Here is a 26,059-nt window from a genome sequence, read left to right as displayed (position 1 = left end):
CTCCGGGCCGGAAGCGCCGGGCAGATGCGTGAGGAGAATGGCTTCAGCAAAGCCGGGAGATTCCCCAATCAGGATTTTCGTTCGTTGGCGAGGAAAACAAGCCTGCCATGAGAGAATATGCGGCAGCCGTTATGCGAGTCTTCGAGCATTACGGATGGCGACCGCATCGCGCTCTGATCGTATTTGACCGAGCCTTAGCCGTTAGGTGAGCGCGTAACGCGAATCTTACGGATAAGGACAGCAAAGCCATGGAAGGCGCGGTTTGACGAAGCCAACGGGCGAAAGGACGATTGGGGATCAGCGGATGACGCCAAGCCCCTTCAACATCTGTACGAACAACTGGCGGTCGATGGGCTTGGGCACGTACGACGTGGCCCCGCCCTTGTAGTAGGCCTCCACCACGTTGCGCGGGTCGTCGAGGGCGGTGGTCATCACCACGGGCACCTCGTCCGCCGGGGCCACCCCCTGTTTGCGCTCCATGGCGCGGATGCGCCGCAGGGCCTCCTGTCCGTCCATCTCGGGCAGCATGATGTCCAGACAGACAAGGTCGTACGGCTGTTGCGCGTTCAGCGCCGCCGCGAATGCCTCAACCGCCTCGACACCGCTGACGGCGATGTCGCAGGCCCCGTAAGGCGACAGGATGGTTTGCAGGTACTTGCGGCTGGTGAAGTCGTCCTCGACGATGAGCACGCGCATGGAAGCCTCCGGACCGGTTCTGACGCCGGGGCCGGTGCGCCGTGAAGGCCGCGCCGGTGGCGTTCAGGCAATCATAAGGCTTCGCCCATGGAATGCAAGCCGTCATGGGGCAACCAATCATGCGCCCTACCCACTGCATGGACTACGTAATGCCACTTTACCGCATGGTTGCGCCAGCCTGCGGATATGCCGACACCCGGCCCCGGCACAAGCCGGAACCGGGCGATCATTGCATGGGCCTGGCGGGGGTCCCCGCCGCGCGCGGCCTGTAATTGGCTGCTACTTTGCGGACTTGAAGGCGTCGAAGCGGGTCCAGAGCACCGCGCCGATTTCCACGTCCTTCATGGCGCCATCGGGTCCCTTGACCTGTTCGGGCGCGGTGGTCAGCGCGGCAAAGCCCCACCAGCCCGCCAGCGGGCAGGCCACGGTAAACACGCCGTTGGCATCGGTCTTGACCACCTGGGTCACGTGGAACTCGGTGGGCGCGGCGTACTTGCCCTGGGCGTTGTAGTATTCCACTTCAACGTCCACGCCGGGGGCGGGCTTGCCGTCCAGCATGGCCACGCCGGTGAACACGCTGCCCGCGTAGTTGCCGAAGGGGCGGGTAAGGGGAATGATCTCGAACTTCAGCCCCGCCGGGGTATCCCAGCCGTCCTCGTTGCCGAAGGCGGGCACCACCACCTTGGTCAGATGCTGGATGTAGCAGTCTTCTTCCGGCTCCCAGTACAGCTTGGGCTCCATGGTGAACATGTACACGCCGGGCCTGGGGAAGGTGAAACCGGTCTTCCAGGCGGCCTTGCCCATGACCTTGGTTTCCTTCAGCGAGGCCAGAAGGTCGGTACGTTCGGTCTTGTCGCCGTCCACCCGCACCACGCCGAAGGCCTGGGGACGTTCCAGGTTCATGCCGTGCCCCTCGAAGGGGTGCGAGAACGACAGGGTGACGGTGGCGGCGCGCTTGGCGGCGGTGGCCACCGGGGCGTCGGGGATGATCATGCCGAAGTGGGCAAGGGCCGGGGCCGCCGTGACAAGCACCAGCGCCAGCGCGCCGACAAGCCTGCGAAGCTGCATGGGACACTCCTTTCCTGTTGATATGCGTGCAGGGATACGAAGCATGAAATATGAGATGCTTCGTTACACGAAACAGCATGTCGTGTCACCATCAAAAGCGCGCAAGGGCCGGGGATGCAGGCCGTATGGCCCGTGCCCCGGCTCTCGCGCAGGGGATGGAGTGCCGTCCTGATGCGCGCCGCAAGACACCCGATGCCGCCTGCAACGGTGATCCACCGGCCCCGTGCCCCGATGGCTCAAGCCTCTTCAGGGGGCACCGGAATGAACAGGACGCTTCGAGCGATCAGGCAAACCCGCCGTTCACCCGCACCACCTGGGCGTTGACCCAGCCGCCTTCCGACCCGGCCAGAAAGGACACCACGGCGGCGATCTCTTCCGGCGTGCCCAGCCGTTCCAGGGGGGCAAGCTTGCCGATGGTGGCGATCTGCTCCTCGGTCTTGCCGTTCAGGAACAGGTCCGTGGCCACCGGCCCGGGGGCCACGGCATTGACGGTGATGGACCGCCCCCGCAGTTCGTTGGCCAGCACCCGCACCAGCCCTTCCACCCCTGCCTTGCTGGCGATGTACGGCCCGTAGCCGGGGAAGGACTTGGCGATGACGCTGGTGGACAGGGCGATGATGCGCCCGCCCGCCGCAAGCGCGTTGGCCGCCTGGGACAGCACGTTGAAGGCGCCTGTCAGGTTGGTGCGCAGCACCTTCTCGAAGGCTGCGGTGTCGCCCCCGGCAATGGGCAGCATGGGCATGATGCCCGCGCTGTTCACCACCACGCCCACCTGGCCGAAGGCGTCGTGCGCGGCGGCGAACAGCCGCTCCACATCGCCCGCATCGCCCACATCGCCGGGCACGGCAACCGCCCGTCCCCCCGCACGGACAATGCCGTCCACCACGTCAAGCGCGGCGGCCGCGTTGCTGGCGTAGTTGACCACCACGCCGAATCCGTCCCGAGCCAGGCGCAGGGCGATGGCCCGGCCGATGCCGCGCGATCCGCCGGTGACGATGGCGTTTCTGGCTGTCGTTTCCATTGCGTGCTCCTTGCGTTGCCGTGTGCGGGCATGTGTCCGCGCGCGGGCATGAGGTCTACGGATGGGGAAGTAAGGAAAGGTCGGGGAAAGGCAATCGACGGCGGCTATCCGCGCCGACCGCGTTGTCCGGAATGGGCGGGATGGGCGGGATGGGCGGGGGTACGTGCCGCCACGGCGCAGTCCACGACCACGGCCCCGGCCCGCAACAGGCAGTCCACGGCACGGGCCAGCGTGGTGCCGGTGGTGCAGATGTCGTCCACCAGCAGAATGCGCCTGCCGCGCACGTCCGGGTGCGCGGCGAACGCCCCGCGCAGGTTGCGGCGGCGCTCCTGCCGTGAAAGCCCCGTCTGGGGACGGGTGGGCACCACGCGGGTCAGCCAGCCGGGGCGCAACGGCGCGCCCAGGGCGGCGGCGGGCAGACGGGCAAGCTCCAGGCACTGGTTGCAGCCCCTGCGGCGCAGCCGTTCCGGGTGCAACGGCACCGGCACCACTCCGTCGGGCCGGGGCAGGCCCGCGCAGGCCGTGGCCAGCAGCCCGCCCAGCAGACGCGCGGCGGCATGGTCCTCGGCAAATTTCACCCGCAACACCAGATGGCGCAGGGCGCCTTCATACAGGCCGTGCATGCGAAAGGCGGCCCATGGCGGCGGGGAGGCCAGACAATGGCCGCAGGGCGAATCCGGCAGGGTGGGCAGGGCGTGCGGCGCGCCGCAGCGCGGGCAGATGCCGCCCCGGCGCGGAGCCAAGGCCACGGTGCAGGCCGGGCACAAGGGCGGGGCATGGAAAAATGATTCCGCCGGACCGGGCGATGCGACGGCATTACCGCCGCGCGGGGTACAGGGAGGATCTGCGGCCTGCCCCTCGCACGGCCTGCCACAGGCGGCGCAACGCACTTCCGCCAGGCCGCAGGCGCGCGCCCACGCCGCAAGGCGTGCCCGAAGGGGATGCACCGGCTACTGGTTCACGGCCATGGCCTGGCCGTCGAACATGGCCCGCGCGGCATTGCCGCCGTATTCCAGCACTCGCGCGCAGGTTGCCGGATCGTTGGCGATGTCGTCCGGCCCGTCATAGCCCGCCAGCAGCAACGGTTCGGCCAGGGTGATGTTGAACGCCGCCAGAAAGTAGCGCAACGTCAGCAGGCTGCCGTCAAAGATATGCTCGCCCTTCTTGCGCCCGGCCACCAGGGCCACCCAGGCCGTGCGGCGCGGCAGGGACAGCAGCCGGGGGTCGCCCGCCTCGCGTCGCAGCCAGTAGGACTGGCCCCGGTCGATGAACGCCTTGAACATGGCGGGCAGGTGATAGAAGAATACCGGCGCGGCAAAAAACAGCGCGGGGGCCTCGTGCAGCATGGAGAACAGCGGAGCGCTGCGGTCGGTGCCTTCCAGAAAGCACCAGCCGTTGGGATCGTGCTGGCAACGATAGCAGGACACGCAGGGGCGCACCTCGTACTGGCGCATCAGCGTGACCTCTATGTTGCCGCCAGCCTCGGCGAATCCGCGCGCGAACAGGGCGGCCAGCTTGTCGCTGTTGCCGTTGGCGCGCGGGCTGCATGACAACGCCCGGGCAGGAATGGTGCTTGCGTTCATGGCTACTCCTTGCCGTGCCCCCCGGTGTGGCGCCCCCCACCGGCATCGTTTGGCTCCCCTGGCCCACCCGGCTCGCGCCACCGTGCATCGTCTCCGTCCGGCGTGCCTCGCCGGAAGCGGATTTCCGCATGGTCCTCGTGCCGGGTGACCTTGGCCTGCCAGCCGGAAACCGTGTGCAGCGCACCCAGCGCCGCATCCACGGACCCATGGCCGACCAGAAACACCAGAGCCGCATCAGGCTTGAAACGGAGGTACCAACCTACCTCCATGCCCACCCCTCAGCAGGTGGCTCGCAAATCGACAAGCAGCGGTTCCGGCATATACTTACGCTCCGAATATAACAGCCTGTACGTAAAGGCTACAGGGAAAACTCCGTGAAGTACGGGTTGTTCAATTTTTCGGAACCCACGGTGGTCTCAGGCCCGTGGCCCGGGTAGACCAGGGTGTCGTCGGGCAGGGTGAAGATCTTCTGCACCACCGAGCGGCGCAGGGCGTCCAGGTCGCCGCCGGGAAAGTCCGTGCGACCGATGGACCGGTGGAACAGCAGGTCGCCCACGATCACCGCGCCCGCCTGCGGAAAATGAAACGACAGGCTGCCCGGCGTGTGCCCCGGCGTGGCCAGGGCGCGGCAGGCGATGGCGCCCAGGTCCAGGTCGCCTTCTTCCACCGGCTGGTAGCTGAACGGCGTCACGCGGGGAAAGCCGAAGGCCCCGCCCCGGCCCAGTTCCGTCTCCATCAGGAAGGCGTCGGCTGCGCTCGCCAGCACCGGCGCGCCAGAGGCCTCCGCCAGGGCCGCCGCACCGTAGATGTGGTCGAAGTGCAGGTGGGTGATCAGGATGTGCGTAAGGGCAAGCCCGTTCTTTTCCGCGTACTGGAGCATGGGACGAGGCGCACCGCCCGGGTCCACGGCAATGGCCGCCCCGTCCAGGTGCACGAGGTAGCCGTTGGTTTCCAGCGGCCCCATGGGAAAGGTGGAAATGCGCGGCTTTACAGGGCTCACAAGGCCTCCAGCAGCAGAGTTTCAAGAGGGGCGCGGTCGGACGAGCCGCGCTGGGCGGGACGCCCGGCCGCGATGAGGGCCATGAATTCGTAACGCCCGGCGGGCAGCCCAAGGGCCTGCTCCACCTGTTCCGCCTGGTTGACGATCTCGCCCAGCCACACCGCGCCAAGACCCAGCGCATGGGTGGCCAGCAGCAGGTTCTGGATGCAGGCCCCCGCGCCCTGATGGTCCTTCATGGGGTGGTAGCACGCCTCGCGGTCGAGAAACACGGCCACCAGCACTCCCGCATCGCGCACGATGCGGGCATATTTGGTGCAGCCCGCCAGCGCCTCCTGCCGGGGGTCGCCGGGTCGCACCACCAGAAAGCGCCACGGCTGGTTGTTCAGCCCGCTGGGCGCCCAGCGGGCCGCGTCCAGCATGGCCACGATTTCGTCGCGGGTGACCGGCTCGCCGGTGAAGCGGCGGATGCTGCGGCGCTCGTGCAGGGCGTCGATCACGGCGCGGGATGCATCGGAAACATGGGGGTCCGTCATGGGTGTGTTCTTGGCACTGGCGGTTGGAAATTGGGCTCGGAAGGGATGAGCCGGAAACGGATGGGGCGGTTGCGCACGGCCTGACCGATTCGCGGCAATCCGGCTCGCGTCAATCCGGCTCTCGCCAAACTGGCTCGCGCCAAACTGGCTCGCGCCAAACCGGCCAGACCGGACGATCAGCACCATAGCCCAAGCCACCGCACGGTTCAACCTTTCCCCACGCTCCGGACGGCGTCATGTCCAAATGAGCACAGGGTGCGAAACCCCGCGCGCAGTTACGCACGCCTTTCCAACGGTGCGGAAAAACGGTATAAGCCATGCCCATGAAGCAGCCCACAGCACCCGGCGCCGCCGCGTCCGACAGTTCCCGGCCTTCCGCGCAGGCCGACCCCGTCTGTCCTCCTTCACGGGCCGCACGGTCTGCAACTCCGGCCTCGCCAATATGGCAGGTTCCGCTTACCCGGCGCGACCTGATCGCTTTCGAACACCGCCTGCGCGACGCCATGGCCCGCGTGCTGCCCTTCAAGGCGTACAGCCTGTATTTTCCCCGCGCCGCCAGCGGGCCGGAACCGCTGTGGCTGCCGCAGGAGCGCAAGCTGCTGGTGCCCCTGATGCATCAGGGCGAACAACTGGGCGTGTTCGTGGCGCGCGGCGTGCCCGCGCGCACGGCCCGCGCGCTGTCGCCGGTGCTGCCGGGCGTGGCCGGGCTGTGCCTGGAAAACCTGCAACTGTACAAGGCCAGCCTGACCGATCCGGTGACGGGCCTGGCTACCCGCCAACATTTATTGGACGCCATCGCGCGCGAGGTGGACTGCATCCGCGACTGCTTTTCCACCGCGTCGGAGGGCAAGTGCGACCTGGCCGCCGGGCATCGGGCCAGCATGGGCGTCATCGCCGTGCGCCTGGGCAGCCTGCGCGAGGTGGCGCGCGACCACGGCTACGTCTTTGCCGACCGGCTCATCGCCGCGCTGGCCGAAGAACTGCGCCGCGCCGCGCCGGAACAGGCCCTGACCGCCCGCACCGGGGACTTCGAATTCGCCCTGTTCGTGCCCGCGGGCACGTCCGGCGGCTGCCGCAAGCTGGCCGTGGACATGGTGCGCCGCCTGCGCGGGGTGACCATTACCTGCGGGCTCACCGACGAGCCGGTGGGGGTGGCCGTTTCCGCCGGGTTCGCCGTCTACCCGCAGGACATGGAAGGCGCGGCCTTTGCCCGCGACCATGGCGAACAGGCCAGGGTGCTGCTGCGCAAGGCCCGCCTTGCCGCTGCCGTGGCCGTGGAGGCCGTCGCCCTGTCCGTTGGAGATGGCGAGGGCAAGGGGGGCGACGCCGCGCCCGGCGTGCCGGTGATGGGCTTTTCGCGCATTCTGGCCGAAGGGGGCCGGGTGCTGGAAACCCTGCCCCTGTCGCGGGTGGTGGTGAGCCTTGGCGGCAACATGAACGCCCGTGAAGGGCAGCGCTTTTCCGTGTGGTCGGTGGCCTACCCCGTGCGCGGCGGCTCGCAGGAGCCACGCCAGCCCCTGTACAAGGGCGAGGTGGTGCTGATGGAGGTACGCGACAACACCTCGCTGGCCGAAATCATGCATGTGGGCGACCCCACCTGGGCGGTGGAACCCGGCGACCGGCTGACCCTGCTGCCCGAGGAAAAGGGCGTCACCGTACGCGACGGCGGCGGGGAAGCCCCGCGCACCGATCCGCTGACCGGGCTGTTCCGCCATGGCGACTTCCTGGCCCGCTGGAGCGCCGAACGCGAGCGCTGCGACGCCTTCGCCCTGGCGCTCATCCGCCTGTCGGACGAAGGCCGCGAACCGGAAGGACGCGCCGCGCATCCGGAACAGTTGATGGCAGAGGCCGCCCAACTGTGCCGCGACCTGCTGGGGCCGCAAGCCCTGGGGGGGCGCTACGGCCTGAACAGCCTGATCTTCTTCCACCCCGGCATGACGCCCGACGGGCCGGGCGGGGCGCGCGAAACCTACGCCGCGCTGTGCGACGAACTGGAACGCCGCCTGCGCATCGGGGCCGCCGTGGGGGTGGCCTGCCATCCGTACCTCAGCTACCGCAAGGCCGACACGCTGGAAAACTGCCTGAAGGCCCTGGAGTACGCCATGCTGCTGCCCGCGCCGCGCGTGGGCGTGCTGGATTCGCTGGCGCTGAACATCAGCGCTGACAAGCGCTACAGCCTGGGCGACACCTTCGGGGCCATCGAGGAATACAAGCTGGCCCTGCTGGCGGACGAAGGCAACACCATGGCCTGGAACTCGCTGGGGGTGTGCATGGCCGGGCTGGGGCGGCATTCCGAGGCGCGCCGCCACTTCGGCGAGGCGCTGACGCGCAAGCCCGGCGACCCCATGGCCCTGTACAACCTGGGCACCGTGTGCCAGTCCGAGGGCGAAACGGCGGAAGCGCGCGACTGCTTCCGCAAATGCCTGCGCAACGCGCCGGGGCACGTCTACGCCCTGATCCGCCTGGGGCAACTGGCCGAAGGCGAGAAACGCTTCGCCCAGGCCCGCCAGTACTACACCAAGGCCGCGAAACTGGCCGGCGGCGCGGCGCTGACCTGCCGCCACCTGGCCCGGCTGTGCATGCGCCAGGGCCGCCCGGACGAGGCCCGCGAACACCTGCACGAGGCGTTGCTGCACAACCCGCAGGACGCCATCGCCTTGCAGCTCATGGCCCGGCTGTACCTGGACGGCGGCGAGGATCCGGAAATCGCGGAAGTGATGGCCCGGCAAAGCGTGGCCCTGCGGCCCGACCTGAAACAGGGCTGGCTGGAACTGGCCCGCGCCCTGCAGGTCCGCGGGCGCGACCATGACGCCCGCGAGGCCCTGCTGCGGGCCGGGGAACGCTGAAGAACGGAATGGTGCGGCGGGTTCGTGGCGCTTGCCACGCAGGACGCGACAGGGGCGGCTCCAAGCGGCGCCGGAATCGCATGGAGCAGCATGGGCCCACACGGCCTGACACGGCCTGCAATCGGGTGACACGGCCTGACGCGGCCTGACGCGGCCTGACGCGGCCTGACGCGGCCCGATACGGCCCGATACGGCCTGATACGGGGAGACACGGCCTGACACGGCCTGATACGGGATGACACGGGGTGACCGCACTGCCGCGCGGCGGCTGGCCCCATTGCGCGCCCCTTGCGCACTGCCAATTGATTGGGTACTCTTTCAATGTGAGGAACCCGACGCCCGGAACGCCACTGACGTTCCCCCCTGCCTCACCGCAACCGCAACGGCCCGATCCGGCCGCGCGCGGCCGCAGCCCCTCCCCCCTACCCCGCCGGTATCCTGACCGGACCACATGGACCCCGCGCCCCCATCACCAGAGCCGCATCTGCGGCACATCGCCTGGAACGGCCTGAGCCTGTCCGTCCCGTACGACTGGCAGCCCCACGACGTGGAGCACCATTTCCTGTCGCTGGCCCGGCACGGCCGCACCACCCTGGAATGCGCCTGGCGGCCCGATCCCGCCGAATTTTCCATCCCGCGCCGCCGTGCGGCCCTGGAACGCCAGAACCGCCGCCTGCCCGGCTTCACCGCCGACCCGCGCCGGGTGCCCGCCCGCTGGGCGCAGGTGCTGGCCGCGCTGCGCCCCCGGCTGACCTACGTGCCCTTTGCCTGGCACGGGGGCTGCGGGGCGCTGTGCCATGACGGCGAAGCCCGCTGCAACATCGAGGTGCGCTTTCCGGCGGGGCCTGCCACCGCCCCGGACGATCGTGATGCCCATGGTGGCCCGAAGGCTCGCAAGGATCATGACGCCCCGGCGGTTCTGGATGCCCATACCGCACATGACGGCAAGGACGCCGCCGAAACCGGCGCGACCCCGCCCGTAACCCGGCTGCACGCCCCGCAACCCGACGAGGCCTCCCTGTTGGAAGCCGCGTCGGTACTGACCACCCTGCGCCTGCACCCCCGGCATGAAGCCGTGCCCTTCCGGCTGCACGACCTGGAACTTGCGGCGCCCGCCGGTTTTGCCCTGCGCGACTTCACCTTTCGCCCCGGCCTGTGCGCCCTGCACTTTCGCCGGGGGGCGGACACCCTGTCCGTGGAGCGGCTTGCGCCCGCCAACGTGGTACTGCAGGGGCTGCCCCTGCGCCACTGGGCCGCCCGCAAGGCAGGCCTGGACACGCGCGAGGTGCACGCGCGCCTGCCCCACTGCCAACCGAACCGCGCCCGGGAATCCGCCTTCTGGCAACGCGTTGCGCGCCGCACGCTGCTCGGCGCCCTGCCCATGTTGCGTGGTCTGGCACGCGCCGCCATCCACGAGGAAGGCGCGGCATGGCTTGTCGGGGACGCAAACAAACTGGTGGCGGTCTGCCTGTGCAGCACCGGTGGGCCGGTCCCCGACATCATGGCTGCGCTGTGCGCCAGCCTGCGCATCATCGAGACGGACTGACGCTCCATCGACCGACACCGCGCCCGTGGCATCCTGCCGTCAGGCCTTCCATGCAACCCGCGCAAAAATGCGACGGCGCACAGGGTATCCCCTGCCCGCCGCCGCAGCGTGCCGCCATGTGGTTCCCGCCATCCCTGCGCCTTTCCGCGCCCAGTCCGCTCATACAAGTACGGCTCGCACCAGTCCGCTCATACCCATACGGCCCGCACCAGTACGGCCTCACAATCACCCGCGCCGGAGCCTAGTAGACCTTTCTCTTGGAAAACCCCGTTCCCAGCACGTTGAAGGTGTTCTCCACGATCATGAACGCGTTGGGGTCATGCCGGAACACCGTTTCTTCCAGACGCTTCAGCTGATAGTTCTGCACCACGGTCATCAGCACCTGCTTGTCGCGTCCTGTAAAGGCGCCCTTTCCTTGCAGGAATGTGGCGCCTCTGTGCAGATGCTGCAATATCTCCGCCGCGATGCATTCCGCACATTCTGAAACGATGAACACCATCTTGCGCTGGTTGAACAGCGAGTGCACGTAATCCATCACCTGTGAATACGTGTATACCAGAATGACGGAATACAGCACCATGTCCACGTCCAGCGTGGCCAGACCAACCATGAACAGCACGAAATTGTAGAGAAAGCTCACCTGTCCCACGCGCATGCTCCAGCGCTGGTGCAGTATGATGGCAATGATGGTCATGCCGCCTTCGCTGCCCAGCGAACGCAACACGATGCCAAGGCCCGCCCCGCATACGGTGCCTGCCGCCACCGCTGCCAGCAGCGGGTTGGTGATGTGCGCCTGCCAGGTGATGAACTGCGCGGCTATGGTGGTCACCGCCGTGCCGTACAGGCTGTACAGGAAGAAGCGACGGCTCACGAACAGCCAGCCCAGCACGAAGATGGGCAAGTTGAGCAGCAGGTACCACACGGCAGGCGACAGAATGCCCGTCGCGTAGTAGATATAGATGCCCGTGCCGAAGATGCCGCCGGAGATGAACCCGTGCGGCACGGCAATGGACTTCATGCCCAGCGAGAACAGCGTGCCCCCGATGGTCAGCAGCGCCAGGTTCCACCATACGGTCATGCTGACGTTGCGCAATTCCCTTTCGAACATCTTCTTCCCCCTGTTGCCTGCCAACGCCGTGACGGAACGTGTCACTGCCGGCCATGAGACTGCGTGCCGTTGCCCGTTTTACCACTGCCCCGCCTGGCCGGACAGCCCCGCCGTGCCGACCGCGCATGCCCGGCACCGGATGTTTCGAAGAATTCGGCGCGGTTCTTCCCGTCGGGCGCCCGGCGGGTGGTTGTGCTCCGCCCGGAAACAGGTATAGAATGGTTCCAACAGGATACCCTAGACCGTCAACGCGTACCATCCGCCACGAGGGAGGATTTACCCCATGCTCATTCGCGAATGGATGACCCAGGATGTCATCACCGTAACGCCTGATACGTCAATGATGAAGGCCTCCAAAATCCTCAAGGAGAACCGCATCCGCCGCCTGCCCGTGGTGGACGCCGAAGGCCGTCTGATCGGCATCGTCTCCGACCGGGACATCAAGGAAGCCTCGCCCTCCAAGGCCACCACGCTCGACATGCACGAGCTGTACTATCTGCTTTCCGAAATCAAGGTCAAAGACATCATGACGCGCGACCCGTTCACGGTGCGCGCCGACGACACGGTGGAAACCGTGGCCCTGAACATGATCGAAAAGCGCATCGGCGGTCTGCCCGTTGTCGACGACGCGGGCAAGCTGGTGGGCATCATTTCCGACAGCGACGTGTTCAAGGTGCTCATCACCATCACCGGCGTGCGCCACGGCGGCGTGCAGTTCGCCTTTGAACTGGAAAACACCCCCGGCACCTTGAAGCCCATCGTGGACACCCTGCGCGAACACAACGCGCGCATCATCTCCATCCTCACCTCCATGGACGATTCCAGCGGCCCCACCCGCCGGGTGTACATCCGCATCCTGCCCATGGACCGCGCCGAGGAAAACCGCATCATCGAAGCGGTAAAGAGCCGCTTCACGCTCATGTACTGGGCGCGCGACAACGTGCACCCCGCCTAGCGGCGCAACGGATCGGCCCTGCCGCCTGGCATTCGTCCGCCCCCGTCTTCTGATCGTACACGGCCCGCACCCCCCAAAAAGGTGCGGGCCGTTTTCGTGCCTATCACCCTGTGCAGGCACCCTTCGTCCCGGTGCCGGAAAAAAGAAAACCGGGGGCCTTGCGGCCCCCGGCGGGGTGTGCGGTTTCAGGCAGAGTAAGGCTTAGAACTCGTAGATGAAGTTGAAGACCAGCTTCTTGGCGTCGGAGTAGTCGTCCGTGCCCCAGGTGTCTTCATCCATGTCGAGCTTGATCCAGCCCATTTCGACCACGAGGGAAAGGTTCTCGTAGATCTTGTAGGTGGTGTCGAAGTTCACTTCGATGGCGCTGTCTTCGTCGGTCAGGAACACTTCACCAGCGGTGGGAGCGAACGCGGTGATGACGGCGCTGTTGCCCTTCACCACGTCGGCGTCGTTGGTGCCCTGCATGTACACCACGCGGAACACGTGGGACAGGTTTTCCATGAAGGTGATGTCGGCCAGCTGCAGGCCCACGGCCCAGGTGCCGGCGCCGTTAAGACCGAAGTAGGTGTCCTGGCGGTACACGGAACCGGGGAAGCCGAAGCTGGTCACGCCCCAACCGGTGGGGGAGAGGGAAGGCATGCGTTCGGAACCGTCGGTGATGTCGTCGTCTTCGCCAGAGCCGTACCAGGCCAGGATGCCGGGCTTGACCATGTCGAGCTGGTATTCGGCAAGGGCGGCAACCAACCAGCCAGCGCGCTCGGCGGATTCAGCGTCGTCGTCGGCGGTCTTGGAGCCGTACACGGCGTCGACCTTCAGCGAGAAGGGCGAGAAGGCGCTCATTTCGAACGCCACGCCGCCCCACCAGGCGTTGTAGGTGTCAGAGCCCTGGTCGATGCCCGCAGGAGCAATGGATTCAGCCATGCTCAGCATGCCCTGCTGGAATTCCCAGCCACCAGTGGCCGTAGCGGCACCAGGATTCACGTCCTTGCCCACGGAAGCGTACACGCCGTAGGGGGTGACCTTGAAGCCGTCCAGGGTCACGGGCACGGCCAGGCCGAACACGTCGACTTCGTCGAAGTCGTTCTTGGTGTTGGTGGTGTTGCCCGAATCGTTGTCGAACGGACGCGCCCAGAAGGCGGTCACGCCCACCATGTCGTTGACGGCGTAGGACAGCGTAAGGGCGGCCACGTCGTCGTCGAACACGGGGGAGGAAGGCACCACGGCGCCGGGCAGGGCCAGACCCTGGATACCCATGCGCACCTTCAGGGCGGTATTGGGCACCATCCAGTCGATGTACGAACGACGCACTTCGACGTTGGTGCGGTCAGCGCCAAGCGCGCCGCCCTGGTCGCCACGGCCCCACACGGTGTTGCCGATTTCAAAGAACACGACGCCCTTCAGGGATTCGCTGGCGATGACGTCGATCTGGGTGCGGAAGCGCTGGCTGGCGGAGAAGTCGTCATCGCTGCGGCTGTCGTCATCCATGGAGGTGTAGTCGCCGCTGTCCAGCCACGAGAAATCGAACGCCCACACGCCCTTGGCCTTGATGTCGGCGGCCTGGGCAGCGGAGAAGGCGCCCAGCACCAGTGCGAAGGCCAGCATCAGGGTAGCAAAACGTTTCATGAAAGCTCCTTCCTTCTTTGCTGTTGGGGGTTGCCTGAAACCACCCGCACTACCTACCCGAAGTTTAAAATTTTGGCAACAATCGTGCGACAGGCTCTTTTCTCCCGCAACTGCGCCCATTTTTTGTACGACAAAATTGGCAATTATCACTATATACACAAACAACCCAAGACACCCTTAGCCGTTCTGAGCGGGTGCATGGGCTGTACCCGCGCCTGCCTTTACCACAGTCCATTGCCCGCCTGGGCGAACCACGCAAAAAGGGGAGGCCTTGCGGCCTCCCCTCGGAGTGCGTCAGGAACAATGCAACCTAGAAGCTGTACTTGAGGTTGAAACCGAGCTTCCAGGCGTCGCTGAAGTCGTCGGTGCCCCAGGTGTCTTCGTCGAAGTCGGCCTTGATGTAGCCCATTTCAACGATCAGGTCCAGGTTGTCGTAGATCTTGTAGAAGTGATCGATGTTCACTTCGATGGCGCTGTCTTCTTCGGTCATGTAGATGCCGTTGTCGGTCTTGACCGGGTTGCCAGCGGCGGCGGCCATGTCTTCGTCGTTGGTGCCCTGCATGTACACAACGCGAACGGTGTGCTTCAGGTTTTCCACGAAGGAGATGTTGGCCAGTTGCACGCCAACGCCCCACATGCCGGTACCGCTGACGGACACGATGGAGTCGGTGGCGATGGGCGCGCCGACCTTGTCGAAGCCGAAGGAGGTGGGACCGAAGTCGGGCATGACGTAGGGCATGCGCTCGGAACCGTTGGTGGCGTCGTCGTCGTCACCAGAGGCGTACCAGGCGAAGATGCCGGGGGTCATCATGTCCATCTTGTAGTCGACAGCACCGATAACCATCCAGCCGGAACGATCCATTTCTTCGTCGTCGCCGTCAACGGCGCCGTACATGGCGTCCATCTTGAAGGACAGGGGCGAGAACATGGTCAGTTCGAAGGACGCACCGCCCCACCAGGCGCTGGTGTCGTCAGAGAAGGTGCTGGAACCGGTGGGATTCACAGGACGCAGGCCGTAGGCGGCCTGACGGCCGGAACCGCCGTTGGCGCCGGTGGCGGTGGGGTTCACATCCTTGCCGAGGGAGCCGTACATCGCCCAAGGGGTGATCTTGGCGCCGTCGAGGGTCACGGGCACGACCAGGCCGAACAGGTCGAGCTCGTCCATGTCATTGGAGTCGTTGGTGGTATTGCCGGAATCGTTGTCGTACGGACGCGCCCAGAAGGCGGTCAGGCCGACCATGTCGTTGAACTTGTAGCTCAGGGTAAGGGCGGCCACGTCGTCGTCGAGAACCGGCGAACCGGCCACGGCGCCAGGCAGGGCCAGGCCCTGGATGCCCATGCGGACCATCAGGTCGGTGTTGGGCACGGTCCAGTCGATGTACGAACGCTTCACTTCAACGACGGTACCGTCGGCGCCGAGAGCGCCGCCCTGGGAGCCGCGGCCCCAGATGGTGTCGCCGATTTCGAAGAACACCACGCCGCGCAGGTTTTCGCTGGCGATGATGTCGATCTGGGTGCGCAGGCGCTGACGGGCGTCGAAGTCGTCTTCGCTGTTGCCGTCCTGGTCACTATCCTGGAAGTTGGTGTTGTCCAGCCACTGGAACGCGAAGTCCCACTGGCCTTTCACCTTGATGTCGGCGGCCGAGGCGCCGGCGACGGAGCCGAGCACCAGCATGGCGGCGAGCATCAGAGTAACGATGCGCTTCATTGTTTTCCCTTCCTTCCTTTGCGGTTCAAGTGCGATGTTCCTGACGCGGGAACACGAGGTTCGGGATGGAACGTACTCCACCCGGAAAACCTTGGCAAGAGTCGGTGTAAAATTTTTTTTACGGTAGAGGATTTTGGTCCGCCGCCCCCGAAACCGGCCGCACCATCCGGCCGTGCCCCGCCAACGCTTGACGCACGCAAGCCGATGGGGGAGACCGGAACGCGGCGGCGCGCACTTCACGTTTCCTTTGCCCACGGCCCGCCACCCGAAAGTCACGCTTTTGACACATGGCACCGCCCCGGCGGGCCGCCCTTCTTCCGCATGCAAAAGCCCGTAATGTCCAGCATTCCCGATACGCCCGGAGTCTACCTGTATAAGGACGCCGCCGGGCGCATCCTGTACGTGGGCAAGGCCAAGCACCTGCGCAAGCGCATCGCGTCCTACTTCCGGGAGGCCGCCGAAGGCGCGCCGCCGCCGCAAACGCCCAAGACCATCGCCATGCTGCGCCAGGCCGAACGGCTGGACACCCTCAGCACCACCACCGAAAAGGAGGCGCTGCTGCTGGAGGCCAGCCTGATCAAGAAGCATCGGCCCCGCTACAATATCGTGCTGCGCGACGACAAGCAGTACGTGCTCTTTCGCCTGCAGAAGAAGCATCCCTACCCGCGCCTGGACATCGTGCGCGCAGTGCGCCGCGACGGCGCCCAGTATTACGGCCCGTTCACCTCCGCCGGGGCGGCCCGCGCCACGTGGAAGGCCATTCACCGTGCCTTTCCCCTGCGCCGCTGCACGGACAGGGCACTGGAAAACCGGGTGCGCCCCTGCCTGTATCATTTCATAGGGCAGTGCCTTGCCCCGTGCGTGTTCGATGTGCCGCAGGGCGAATACGCCGCGCTGGTGCAGCGGGTGGAGATGCTGCTGGCGGGCCGCTCGGGCGAACTGGTGGGCCAGTTGCGCACGGAGATGGAAGCTGCCTCCGAGGCGCTGGAGTTCGAACGTGCCGCCGGGCTGCGCGACCAGATCCGCGCAGTGGAACGCACTGTGGAACGCCAGGCCGCCGTGCTGCCGGGCGGGGGCGACCTGGACGTGGTGGGCATCGCGGACACCGGCGGCGGGCTGGGACTTGGCGTGCTGTTCGTGCGCCAGGGCGCGGTGCTGGATGGCCGGGCCTTCCTGTGGCCGGGCCTTGGCTTCGAGGAGGCCCCGGAACTGCTGCTGAGCTTCCTGGGGCAGTTCTACGGCCCGCATTCGGCCATTCCCGCGCGCATCGTGGTGCCGTGGCTGCCCGTGACCGAAGGGACGGAAGGGACAGAAGGGACAGAAGGGACGGGGGAAAACGACGCCGCCGGGACTTCCCCGGCCACGGCTGTACCGCTCCCCCCTGAAGGGTTGGGCGACGCAGCAGCACCGGATGCATCGTCTCCATTGGCCGAACTGGCCGAATCAGAGGAATCGGGCGCGCTGGCTCCCCTCCATCCGCCCGCGCCCATCTCCCCCCAGGCGGCCACGGACATGAGCCTGCGCGCCATAGAGGAAACCCTGGCCGACCTGCGCGGCGGTCCGGTGCGCATCGTGGCGCCCCGCTCGCCCGAAGAGAACCGGCTGGTGGACATGGCCGCCGCCAACGCCCGCGAACATGCCCGCCGCGAGGCGGAAGCCCCCCTGCCCGACCTGCTGGCCCGCGCCCTGCACCTGCCCGCGCCGGTGCGCCGGGTGGAGGCCGTGGACATTTCACACACCGGGGGCCGTTCCACCCGCGCGGGCATGGTGGTCTTCGAGGATGGACGCCCGGTACGCGACGCCTGGCGGGCCTATGCCCTCGACCGTCTTGTGGACCGTCCCGCCGACCGTCCGGCGGGCAGCCCCGCCGACCTGCCTGCCTCCAACGCGCCAGACGGTCTGCCAGGCTGTCTGCCAGACGAGAACATGGACGGGCAGGCGGGCGAGGCCCCCGAAACCTCCACCGACAACACTGGCCAGTTCCTCACCTTCACGGCAGGCGACGACTACGCCGCCCTGGCCGAGTGGGCCCGGCGGCGCATCGCCTCCGGCCCGCCGTGGGCGGACCTGGTATTGATTGACGGCGGGCGCGGCCAGCTTTCCGCCGTGCAGCGGGCCGTCCGCGAGGCAGGCGGAGAAGGGCTGTTCGCGCTGGCCTCCATCGCCAAGGCCCGCACAGAGGATGGCCGGGCCGACCGCCGCGCGGGCAACGTGGCCGACCGCATATTCCTGCCGGGCCGGGCCAACCCGCTGCCCCTGCGCGACGGCGCGCCGGAACTGCTGTTTCTTCAGCACGTGCGCGACGCCGTGCACGACTTCGCCATCGGGCGGCACCGCCGTGCCCGCGCCGGGGCGGCCCTGACCGGCGAATTGCAGCGCGTGGAAGGGGTGGGCCCCAAGACCGCGCGCCTGCTGTGGGACCGCTTCGGCACGCTGGCCGCCATGCGCGCCGCCAGCGAGAAGGAACTGGCGGAAGTGCCGGGCATCGGCCCGCGCCGGGCACGCCAGATACACCAGCGACTGAAGGAGATGGACACCTCCCGCCGCCGCTGACGGGATGTCGGCCCCTCCCCCCTGCTGGCGCACGCCGCGCGGGGCCATCCGCTGGCAGACTTCACGGACAGGCCTCTCTGGCAGGTATCCCCGGCAATCATCTGCTGACGGGGCGTCCGACAAAAAGCCCGCCACGACTGCGTGCGCCCTCCCTTCGGCAATCCGCGCCCGACTGCCGCCGATCACACGGTTTTCCCCGTGCGCTCCGCAGGTTCCATGGACCGGCCCATTGCCTTGCAGCGCAACTTTGCGCAGTATGGGGCCGCCATGGAAACTCCGGCGGATTCCCCGCCGCATCCTTTGGACGCGGGAAGCACATGACACGCCTGCTGCACGACCATGCCGGAACCGGCCTTTGCGCGGTGGCCCCCTCGGGCCGCGTGCTTGGCGTGAGCGGACTGTTCCTGCGCGCACTGGGCCTTGCAGCGCCCCCATCCGGCGCCATGCTGCACGACCTGCTGCCGCTGTCCGAAACCTGCCCTCCCTGCGCGGGATGGCTCTGGCTGCTGGACCTCCCCCCCGCCCGGCAGGACCCGCACCACCCGCACGACGCAGCGGGCAACGGGCGCACGCCTGCGGCAGGGCCACGCCACGCCCGCGTGCGCGGAGGCGTGCTGGTGTGCACCCTGTCCCCTGCCGAAGCGCGCGCCATCCCCGATTGCCCCGCCCTGCAAGACCCGCCTGATCCTGCTGCCGACACCAGCGGCCGGCCAGCGACCCATGGGCGTGCAGGCGTGCTGCTGCAACTGCATGCCCCCGATCTGCCAGATCTGCCAGACCTGCCAAGCCTGCCATATCTGCCAAGCCTGCCATATCTGCCTGATATGCCTGATATGCCTGATATGCAGGATATGCCTGATACGCCGGCCAAGCCGGAATTGCCGGACCTGCCTGTCGGGACGAACGATCCTGCCGGAGTGGATGCAGCGGCAACGCCGTATCCACACCCCGCTGTGCCGGACGCCCATCTGCGCCAGGCGCTGGACGCCCTGTCCGTGGGTCTGGCGCACGACTTCGGCAACGTGGTGGCCTCCATCCTCGGGTTCGCGGAAATCGCCATCTCGCGCCTGCACGCGGCACCCGCCACGCCGCACGCCACCGACCCCATGGTGCTGCGCAGCCTGGACAACATCGTGCTGGGCTGCCAGCGCGCCCGCGAAGTCATCGCCTTTGCCCAGTCCGTTGCCGGGCGGGTGGACCTGAACACGGAACCTGTCGACCTGCACGCGCTGGTCACCGCATGGTGCGCCGAACTGGCGGATGAACTGCCTCCCGACGCCCGGTGGGCGGTATCCTGCGGCCTGCCCCCGGAGCGGCTCTCCCCGTCACTCCAGTCACCCCCAGCGTCCACGGCGTCCACGGCGTCCACGGCGTCCACAGCATCCACGGCTGCAAGGGCAGCCGGGGCAGCCTCGCCCTCCCCGGTCGCCACCAGCCAGCCCGGCCCTCAGGGGCAGCCCTCCCACGCCGACCGGCTGTCCCACCCCGACCGGCTCCCGCTGGTACGCGTGGATGCGGCCCGCCTGCGCGAAGCCTTTGCCGAGATATGGCGCAACGCCGCCTGGGCGGTGCAGGGCGCGGATGTGGACCGGATGCGCACCACGCAATCGCCGGACGGCACGGGCAGCGCTTCTCCGGCATCACCCGCCCATTCCGCGCGCACGTCCCCTGACGATGACAGCCCCGCCGGACGCATTCTGGTGGAAACCACCCTGGTCCCGGCCTCGCCCCGCCTTCCCGGCCGCTGGGTGCGCGTACGGGTGCGCGACACCGGCAAGGGCATGGATGCGGACACCCTGTGCCGCATGCGCGACCCCTATTTTTCCACCAAGGCCCGGCACGAGGGCAAGGGACGCGGTCTGGCCCGCGCCGCGGGCATCGTGCGGGCCCACGGCGGGCGGCTGGACATCGTGGCAGGGCCGGGCCTGGGCTGCATGGTGGACATCCTGCTGCCCGTGGCCGGCTGAGCCTGCCCAGGAGCCTGACGCATGGCCAATGTGCTCATCATCGACGACGACGAGTTGTTCTGCGAAATGCTGCGCTCGGCCATGGAGATGGAAGGACACGCCTCGTCCGCCGCCCATTCGCTGGCGGACGGCGCGCGCCTGCTGGAACGCGACGTGTTCGACGCCGTGTTCCTGGACGTGCGCCTGCCCGACGGCAACGGCCTGGACATGCTGCCCCGGCTGCGCCACATGGCCAGCCCGCCCGAGATCATCATCGTCACTGCCGCGGGCGACCCGGACGGCGCGGAACTGGCCATCACCGACGGGGCGTGGGACTACGTGGAAAAGCCCGCCTCGCTGGAGCAGATGCGCTTCACCCTGGATCGCGCCCTGCGCCACCGCAACCGGCAGTCACGCCAGCAACGCCGACCGCTGGACACCGGAGGCATCGTGGGCGCCAGCCCCCGCCTGGCCGCCTGCCTGGAACGGCTGGCCGAGGCCGCCATGGGCGACGCCGCCGTGCTCGTCACCGGAGAAACGGGCACCGGCAAGGAACTGTTCGCGCGGGCCCTGCACCGCAACAGCCGCCGCGCCTCCGGCCCGTTCATCACCCTGGACTGCGCGGCCCTGTCACGCTCGCTGCTGCACAGCGAACTGTTCGGCTACCAGCGCGGGGCGTTCACCGGCGCCCTGGAATCGCGCGCGGGGCTCATCCGCCAGGCGCACGGCGGCACCCTGTTCCTGGACGAGGTGGGTGAACTGCCCCTGGCCCAGCAGAAGGCCTTTCTGCGCGTGCTGCAGGAGCGGCGGTTCCGGCCCATCGGCAGCAAGGAAGAGGTGGAAAGCGACTTCCGCCTGGTGGCCGCCACCAACCGCAACCTGCCGGACATGGCCGAACGCGGCGCCTTTCGCAAGGATCTGCTGTTCCGCCTGCAGGCCGTGGAACTGCAACTGCCCCCCCTGCGCGAACGCAAGGAGGACATCCGCGAACTGGTCACCACCCACGCAGCGCGCATCTGCCGCCGCGACGGCATCGGCGCCAAGGGTTTCGAACCGGATGTGTTCGAGGCCCTGGCCGCGCACGACTGGCCCGGCAACGTGCGCGAACTGGTCAACGTGGTGGAGGGGGTGTTGCTGCTGGCCCGCGAGGAGCCGGTGGTACACCTGGAACACCTGCCCGTTCCGTTGCGGGCCCGCATGGTGCGCCACCGGCTGGCGCCCGGAACCGGGGCCAATGCCACCGGTGCGCCCAGTACGGTGGGTACGGTGGGTACGGCGGGGAACGCCGGAATGGCAGGCATGGTATGTGTCGCCGGACAGGCCGGGCAATGGGGGCTGGGCGGATTTGCGCCGGGCAAGCCTTGCGCGGCCCACCCGGCAGCACGGGATGGCGCCCTGCCGCCGGACATCTGCCCTGCCGCCGCCGGGGGACTGCCGGGCCAGCCCTGCCCGGTCGAACTTTTTCCCGCCCCCTTGCCCCCGGGCAGCACGCCACGCCCGTGCCCAGCCCCGCCGCAGGCCTGGAAGGACCACCGCAATGCCGCTCTGGGCAGCGTGGAAAAGGGCTACCTGCACCATCTGCTGCTGGCCAGCGAGGGCAACATCACCAGGGCCGCCCGCATGGCCGGGCTGTCGCGCCAGCGGCTGTACGCGCTGCTCCGCAAGCACGGGGTGATGCGACAATGGAGGGATGACGAAGCGTCCATAAAACAATGACATTGTCAATTTTAACAAGACAAAGTGCCTATAAAGGTTACATCACCCCTTTGTCGTTTAGCCGACAGAACAATGCAACCATGTTTTTTCATTGACTAATCATAAAAATAACACCGTGGTATGACTTTTGATATGGCGTGAGTGTGTAACTCCAGATCACCAACCAGGAGACCGCTCATGCTTTCCGAACTGACCAAGATCGTCCATGGCATCGTGCTGGACAGCCCCACCCCGACCAAGGCGCTGGCCAAGGAAATAGGCAAGCCCTACTCCACCCTGCTGCGCGAGATCAATCCGTACGATACCGGGGCCAAGCTGGGCGTGGAAACGCTGCTTGAAATCATGAAGCACACCGGCAACATCAGGCCGCTGGAATACATGGCGCGGCAACTGGGCTACCGCCTGGAACCCGATGCGGGCGGCGCGGAAATTCACCGCACCCTGCTGCCGTTGCGCATGTCCGCCGAACGCTAGCCCGGCACCCACGGAAAGCAACCCGATAGTCCCACGGCATGTACCGGTCGAATATTGGCCAGACATTGGCCAGACATTGGCCATATACTGACCGGGCATTGACCGGGCACTGGCATTTGCAGGCTTGAGTCCATATGCTGCCCCGTGGCGCCAGCGAAAGCCGCCCGGCACAGGCAAGCCCCCGCGCCACCCCCGGCGCGCCATCATCCTGCGGGCCGTCCCCGCAACCACTGGAGGTCAAGGTGCGGATTCTGGTCGTGGACGACGATGCCGTGACGCTGTGCTTTCTCGAAGCCCTGCTGTGCAGTTGGGGGCACGAGGTGGCCACGGCGGACAACGGGCGCACGTGCATGACCCGCCAACGCACGACCCCCGCCGATGTGGTGATCACCGACATCATCATGCCCGAGCAGGATGGCCTGGCCACCATTGCGCAACTGCGGCGCGAGTTTCCGGGGGTCAAGGTCATCGCCATGTCCGGCGGCACCCCGGTCATGGACATGGAATCGGCCATCCGTACCGCCCATCTCATGGGCGCGGACGCCGTGCTGCCCAAACCGCTGGACACCGACGTGCTGCGCGGGGCACTCCGCACCGTGGCCGCGCCGCGCGTACTGGCCGCCACCGCCAGCCACCCGGATTCCCCCCACGTGTCCATGCCTTTGCCCAAGCTCTGCTGAACCTCCCTTTCCCCGCCTGCCCGCCTGGCATCCATCTGCACCGTCCACCCCGCAGATTGTCACGTGCCGAACACGCCGGACACCAGGAACGCGCCCGCGCAGATCCATGTGCGCGGGCATGCTGATCTGGCTGCGCCTGCTTCCATTCACCTCCCTTCGTTCAAACGTCATCCCCCCCATGCCGGACCCGCATCCCCAAAGCGCCGTCCCCACCCAGCCCCGCGCCAACACTACCTTCGTCATACCCCTTCCTGCTTCTGCCCGCTCCACGCCCCCAACTATCTTCCCCATCGATAGCGCGTACGCATATTCATTCATGGGGCTCGCCCGACTGTCGATGAACACGAATTCCGGATAGTTCATGTGAAATCCATAACACCACAGAATTCATGAATGGAAACCACATGAAAAAATTCCAGAACAACGTCGCCCGTCCTCCCGACAACACAACGCCTGCCAAGGCCGCCTGCGATACGGCACAGGCAAGAGCCGGAAGCACGCCCGTCATGGTCGCGCACCAGCCCATCTTTGACACCGCCAATCATATTTTCGGATTCGAACTGCTGTACAGAAGCGCATGCTGGCCGCCTGGCAATTGCCCACCATTCTCCGACGCCGTCGCCACGTCCTCGGTGATCATCGACGGCCTGCCGCTGATCATGGACAGCCTGGGCGACGCCCGGATGCTGTTCGTCAACTTCGACGAATCCCTGCTGCTCAGCGGTCTGGCCAACATGCTCGACCCGGCCCGCACCTGCATCGAGGTGCTGGAAAGTACACCGGCCCTGCCCGGCGTGATGGCCCAACTGGCCGCGCTCAAGCGGCGTGGATTCACCATCGCCCTTGACGACTACGCAGGGCCGGGACCCATGGACGCACTGCTGCCCCTGGCGGACTACGTGAAAGTGGAGGTGTTGCGCAGACCGCGCGCCGACGTGGCGCGGGATGTGGAGCGGGTGCTTTCCGGCGGGGCCAGGGTCGTGGCCGAGAAGATCGAGGACCGGGCCACGCTGGAATACTGCCGCAAGCTGGGGTGTCATCTGTTCCAGGGATATTTCCTGGCGCGCCCTCAACTGGCATCCGGGTGTACCGTCAGCACCACTCAGGCCCTGCGACTGAAAACCATCAAGATATTCGCTTCCGGCAGCAGCACCACCCCGCGCCTCATCGAGGCCATCAGGGCCGATGTCTCGCTGTCCTACCGGCTGCTGCGCTACCTGAATTCCGCACACTTTTCCTTCACCGCACGGGTATCGTCCGTGGAGTTCGCGGCCAGGCTCATGGGTGAGGTGGGGCTGCGCCGGTGGCTGTGTGCCGCGCTGCTTTCCGGCATCGCCAAGGGACCGTTCGTGCCGGAACTGATCCGCATGTCGGTGTTCAGGGGCATCTTTGCCGAGGCGTTGCGCAACAGCACCACGGGCGGGCCACCGCCGGACAGGCTGTACCTGACCGGTCTGTTCTCGCTGCTGGACGCGATCCTGGGCATGCCCATGGAAGCGGTTCTGGCGGATATCCGACTCAGCAGCGACATCGACGAGGCGCTCATCGAGCGGCGTGGCGCGCTGGCCCACTGGCTGCACGTGGTGGAGTCGTACGAGCGGGGAGACTTCGGCAACGCCGCACGAGGCTTTGCCGAACTGGGACTGGACATGTCGCTGCTGACGCACCGCTACCTGCAAGCCCTGAACGTATCGCAGTGCATCTGCACGACGCAGTAGGAGCGAAGGCCGCCACGACCGCAAGGGCCCGTGGTCGAAACGCGGGGAAACTACGCGGGAAGAAATGAGGCGGGGGGGAAGGTGGGCGGCGACCGTGGCGGGCACGCAGGACAAGGCCCTGTGCGGCCCTGTCGGCCCCGTGTGATCGGACGAACGGACAGAACCGGAACGGAGGAACCGGTGAGCCGCCGGACCGCGATGGCGTCAGGCTGACTGGGCTACACCGGCCCCAGAATGACGCCCCCGGCCAGCACGTGGCCCTCGGCGTCGTACACCGCCGCCACCTGCCCCCGTGCGGGCGGCGTTTGCGGCTCGCGAAAGCGCACGGCCATGCCGGTATCCCCCACGGTCACCCGGGCGGGCTGGGGGGCCTGGCGGTAGCGGGTGCGCACGCTGATTTCGGTGGGCCAGTCTGCCGGGTCCACCAGCAGGTTCACGTCCTCGGTCAGGCAGCCGCGCGCGGCCAGATGCTCGCGCCCGCCCACCAGCAGCACGTTGTTCTCCATGTCCTTGCCCACCACGTACAGCGGCTCTTCCCAGGCGATGCCAAGGCCGCGCCGCTGGCCTTCGGTATACTGCCACAACCCCTTGTGGCTGCCGATCTTGCGGCCGCGCATGGTCACGATGGGGCCGGGGCCGGGCAGGCGCGCCTGCCGGTCACGCAGGAAGGCACGGTAGTCGTCGCCGGGCACGAAGCAGATTTCCTGGCTTTCCGACGGCAGCGGCGGCACGATGTTCCGCTTCACCAGTTCCGCCTTCACCTGTTCCTTGCGCCAGTTGCCCAGCGGAAACACGGCCTGCTCCAGCCGGGCGCGCTCCACCAGCGACAGGAAGTAGCTCTGGTCCTTGGCCGGATCCGTCCCGCGCTGCAAAGTCATGCCCCACTCCGGGTGGCGCAACTGGCGCACGTAATGGCCCGTGGCCAGACGCGCCGCGCCAAGGGCGTGCGCGGCGTCCAGCAGCAACCCGAACTTCATGGCGGCGTTGCACCGGGCGCAGGGGTTGGGCGTGCGCCCCACCACGTATTCCTCGATGAACGGGGCCACCACGGCCTCTTCGAAGGCATCGGCCAGGTCCACGGCGTGAAAGTCCACGCCAAGGCGGGCGCACTGCTGTCCTATTGCCTCGGTCGGGTCTGGGTTGCCCGAAGGCTGGTGGGGACGCGGGGGCAGAAAGCGCGCATGCAGGCCGAACACGTCCTGCCCCTGCTCCAGCAGGAGCAGGAGCGCGAACAGGCTGTCGGTGCCTCCGCTGAGTGCGACGGCGATTGTCATGCTGCGTGTGC

Annotated in this window: 21 protein-coding genes; 9 read left to right on the top strand and 12 right to left on the bottom strand. The window is 67.2% G+C overall.

Translation table 11 applies throughout. The features are described 5' to 3' along the window. Window positions 1-297 precede the first annotated feature (297 nt). The 8 genes from DESTE_RS15260 to DESTE_RS15225 all read right to left on the bottom strand — a co-directional run bounded on the left by DESTE_RS15260 (window position 298) and on the right by DESTE_RS15225 (window position 5,901). Window positions 298-696, bottom strand: a complete 399-nt coding sequence (locus tag DESTE_RS15260; RefSeq protein WP_035068509.1) for a response regulator — start codon at window positions 694-696, stop codon at window positions 298-300. A 279-nt stretch (window positions 697-975) separates the two neighbouring features. Continuing rightward, entirely contained in the window at window positions 976-1,764 is a 789-nt protein-coding gene (locus tag DESTE_RS15255; RefSeq protein WP_035068506.1) for a DUF4198 domain-containing protein, read from the bottom strand. 283 nt (window positions 1,765-2,047) lie between these two features. Continuing rightward, window positions 2,048-2,785 carry an SDR family oxidoreductase gene (locus tag DESTE_RS15250; RefSeq protein ID WP_035068503.1) on the bottom strand — a complete coding sequence of 246 codons (738 nt, stop codon included), beginning with the start codon at window positions 2,783-2,785 and terminating at the stop codon, window positions 2,048-2,050. Window positions 2,786-2,889: 104 nt separating this feature from the next. After that, the gene (locus DESTE_RS15245) at window positions 2,890-3,534 is read right to left on the bottom strand and encodes a ComF family protein (protein ID WP_245590872.1); all 645 of its coding nucleotides are present in this window, start codon (window positions 3,532-3,534) and stop codon (window positions 2,890-2,892) included. A 201-nt stretch (window positions 3,535-3,735) separates the two neighbouring features. Continuing rightward, a complete protein-coding gene (locus DESTE_RS15240) occupies window positions 3,736-4,368 on the bottom strand; it encodes a flavodoxin family protein (protein ID WP_035068499.1) in 633 nt (210 codons plus the stop codon). Window positions 4,369-4,370: 2 nt separating this feature from the next. Further along, window positions 4,371-4,637, bottom strand: coding sequence for a hypothetical protein (locus DESTE_RS15235; protein WP_035068497.1), 267 nt, complete (start codon window positions 4,635-4,637; stop codon window positions 4,371-4,373). 89 nt (window positions 4,638-4,726) lie between these two features. Further along, window positions 4,727-5,332: an MBL fold metallo-hydrolase gene (locus DESTE_RS15230; protein WP_035070622.1), complete on the bottom strand. Its 606-nt coding sequence runs from the start codon at window positions 5,330-5,332 to the stop codon at window positions 4,727-4,729. A gap of 32 nt (window positions 5,333-5,364) precedes the next feature. Then, a complete protein-coding gene (locus DESTE_RS15225) occupies window positions 5,365-5,901 on the bottom strand; it encodes a nitroreductase family protein (protein WP_051384502.1) in 537 nt (178 codons plus the stop codon). A gap of 317 nt (window positions 5,902-6,218) precedes the next feature. Here DESTE_RS15225 and DESTE_RS15220 point away from each other — a divergent pair, with 317 nt between their 5' ends. Next, entirely contained in the window at window positions 6,219-8,747 is a 2,529-nt protein-coding gene (locus DESTE_RS15220) for a tetratricopeptide repeat-containing diguanylate cyclase (RefSeq protein WP_245590871.1), read from the top strand. Between the two features lie 451 nt (window positions 8,748-9,198). Beyond that, entirely contained in the window at window positions 9,199-10,293 is a 1,095-nt protein-coding gene (locus DESTE_RS15215; RefSeq protein WP_035068495.1) for a hypothetical protein, read from the top strand. A gap of 241 nt (window positions 10,294-10,534) precedes the next feature. Here the strand turns inward: DESTE_RS15215 and DESTE_RS15210 are convergent, their stop codons facing one another. Further along, window positions 10,535-11,401: a YitT family protein gene (locus tag DESTE_RS15210; protein WP_035068493.1), complete on the bottom strand. Its 867-nt coding sequence runs from the start codon at window positions 11,399-11,401 to the stop codon at window positions 10,535-10,537. A gap of 283 nt (window positions 11,402-11,684) precedes the next feature. Between DESTE_RS15210 and DESTE_RS15205 the strand changes: the two genes are divergently transcribed. Further along, a complete protein-coding gene (locus DESTE_RS15205; RefSeq protein ID WP_035068490.1) occupies window positions 11,685-12,356 on the top strand; it encodes a CBS domain-containing protein in 672 nt (223 codons plus the stop codon). Window positions 12,357-12,557: 201 nt separating this feature from the next. Here the strand turns inward: DESTE_RS15205 and DESTE_RS15200 are convergent, their stop codons facing one another. Beyond that, entirely contained in the window at window positions 12,558-13,979 is a 1,422-nt protein-coding gene (locus tag DESTE_RS15200; RefSeq protein WP_035068488.1) for an outer membrane homotrimeric porin, read from the bottom strand. Between the two features lie 310 nt (window positions 13,980-14,289). After that, entirely contained in the window at window positions 14,290-15,687 is a 1,398-nt protein-coding gene (locus DESTE_RS15195) for an outer membrane homotrimeric porin (RefSeq protein WP_035068486.1), read from the bottom strand. Window positions 15,688-16,008: 321 nt separating this feature from the next. Between DESTE_RS15195 and uvrC the strand changes: the two genes are divergently transcribed. From uvrC to DESTE_RS15165, 6 genes are all read left to right on the top strand, one after another. Further along, the gene (uvrC, locus tag DESTE_RS15190; RefSeq protein ID WP_035068484.1) at window positions 16,009-18,240 is read left to right on the top strand and encodes an excinuclease ABC subunit UvrC; all 2,232 of its coding nucleotides are present in this window, start codon (window positions 16,009-16,011) and stop codon (window positions 18,238-18,240) included. Window positions 18,241-18,557: 317 nt separating this feature from the next. Continuing rightward, window positions 18,558-20,207: a sensor histidine kinase gene (locus DESTE_RS15185; protein WP_035068481.1), complete on the top strand. Its 1,650-nt coding sequence runs from the start codon at window positions 18,558-18,560 to the stop codon at window positions 20,205-20,207. A 21-nt stretch (window positions 20,208-20,228) separates the two neighbouring features. Continuing rightward, the gene (locus DESTE_RS15180) at window positions 20,229-21,902 is read left to right on the top strand and encodes a sigma 54-interacting transcriptional regulator (RefSeq protein WP_035068479.1); all 1,674 of its coding nucleotides are present in this window, start codon (window positions 20,229-20,231) and stop codon (window positions 21,900-21,902) included. A gap of 177 nt (window positions 21,903-22,079) precedes the next feature. Next, a complete protein-coding gene (locus DESTE_RS15175) occupies window positions 22,080-22,376 on the top strand; it encodes a phage regulatory CII family protein (RefSeq protein WP_035068476.1) in 297 nt (98 codons plus the stop codon). 134 nt (window positions 22,377-22,510) lie between these two features. Then, window positions 22,511-23,056, top strand: a complete 546-nt coding sequence (locus DESTE_RS15170) for a response regulator (RefSeq protein ID WP_245590870.1) — start codon at window positions 22,511-22,513, stop codon at window positions 23,054-23,056. Window positions 23,057-23,460: 404 nt separating this feature from the next. Next, the gene (locus tag DESTE_RS15165; protein WP_051384501.1) at window positions 23,461-24,774 is read left to right on the top strand and encodes an EAL and HDOD domain-containing protein; all 1,314 of its coding nucleotides are present in this window, start codon (window positions 23,461-23,463) and stop codon (window positions 24,772-24,774) included. Window positions 24,775-24,992: 218 nt separating this feature from the next. On the opposite strand, the gene mnmA is transcribed toward DESTE_RS15165, so the two are convergent. After that, entirely contained in the window at window positions 24,993-26,048 is a 1,056-nt protein-coding gene (gene mnmA / locus DESTE_RS15160) for a tRNA 2-thiouridine(34) synthase MnmA (RefSeq protein WP_035068471.1), read from the bottom strand. Between the last annotated feature and the right edge of the window lie 11 nt (window positions 26,049-26,059).

It is taken from the genome of Nitratidesulfovibrio termitidis HI1 (assembly GCF_000504305.1).
Classification (GTDB): domain Bacteria; phylum Desulfobacterota; class Desulfovibrionia; order Desulfovibrionales; family Desulfovibrionaceae; genus Cupidesulfovibrio; species Cupidesulfovibrio termitidis.
This window is presented reverse-complemented; position numbering and strand designations above follow the sequence as displayed.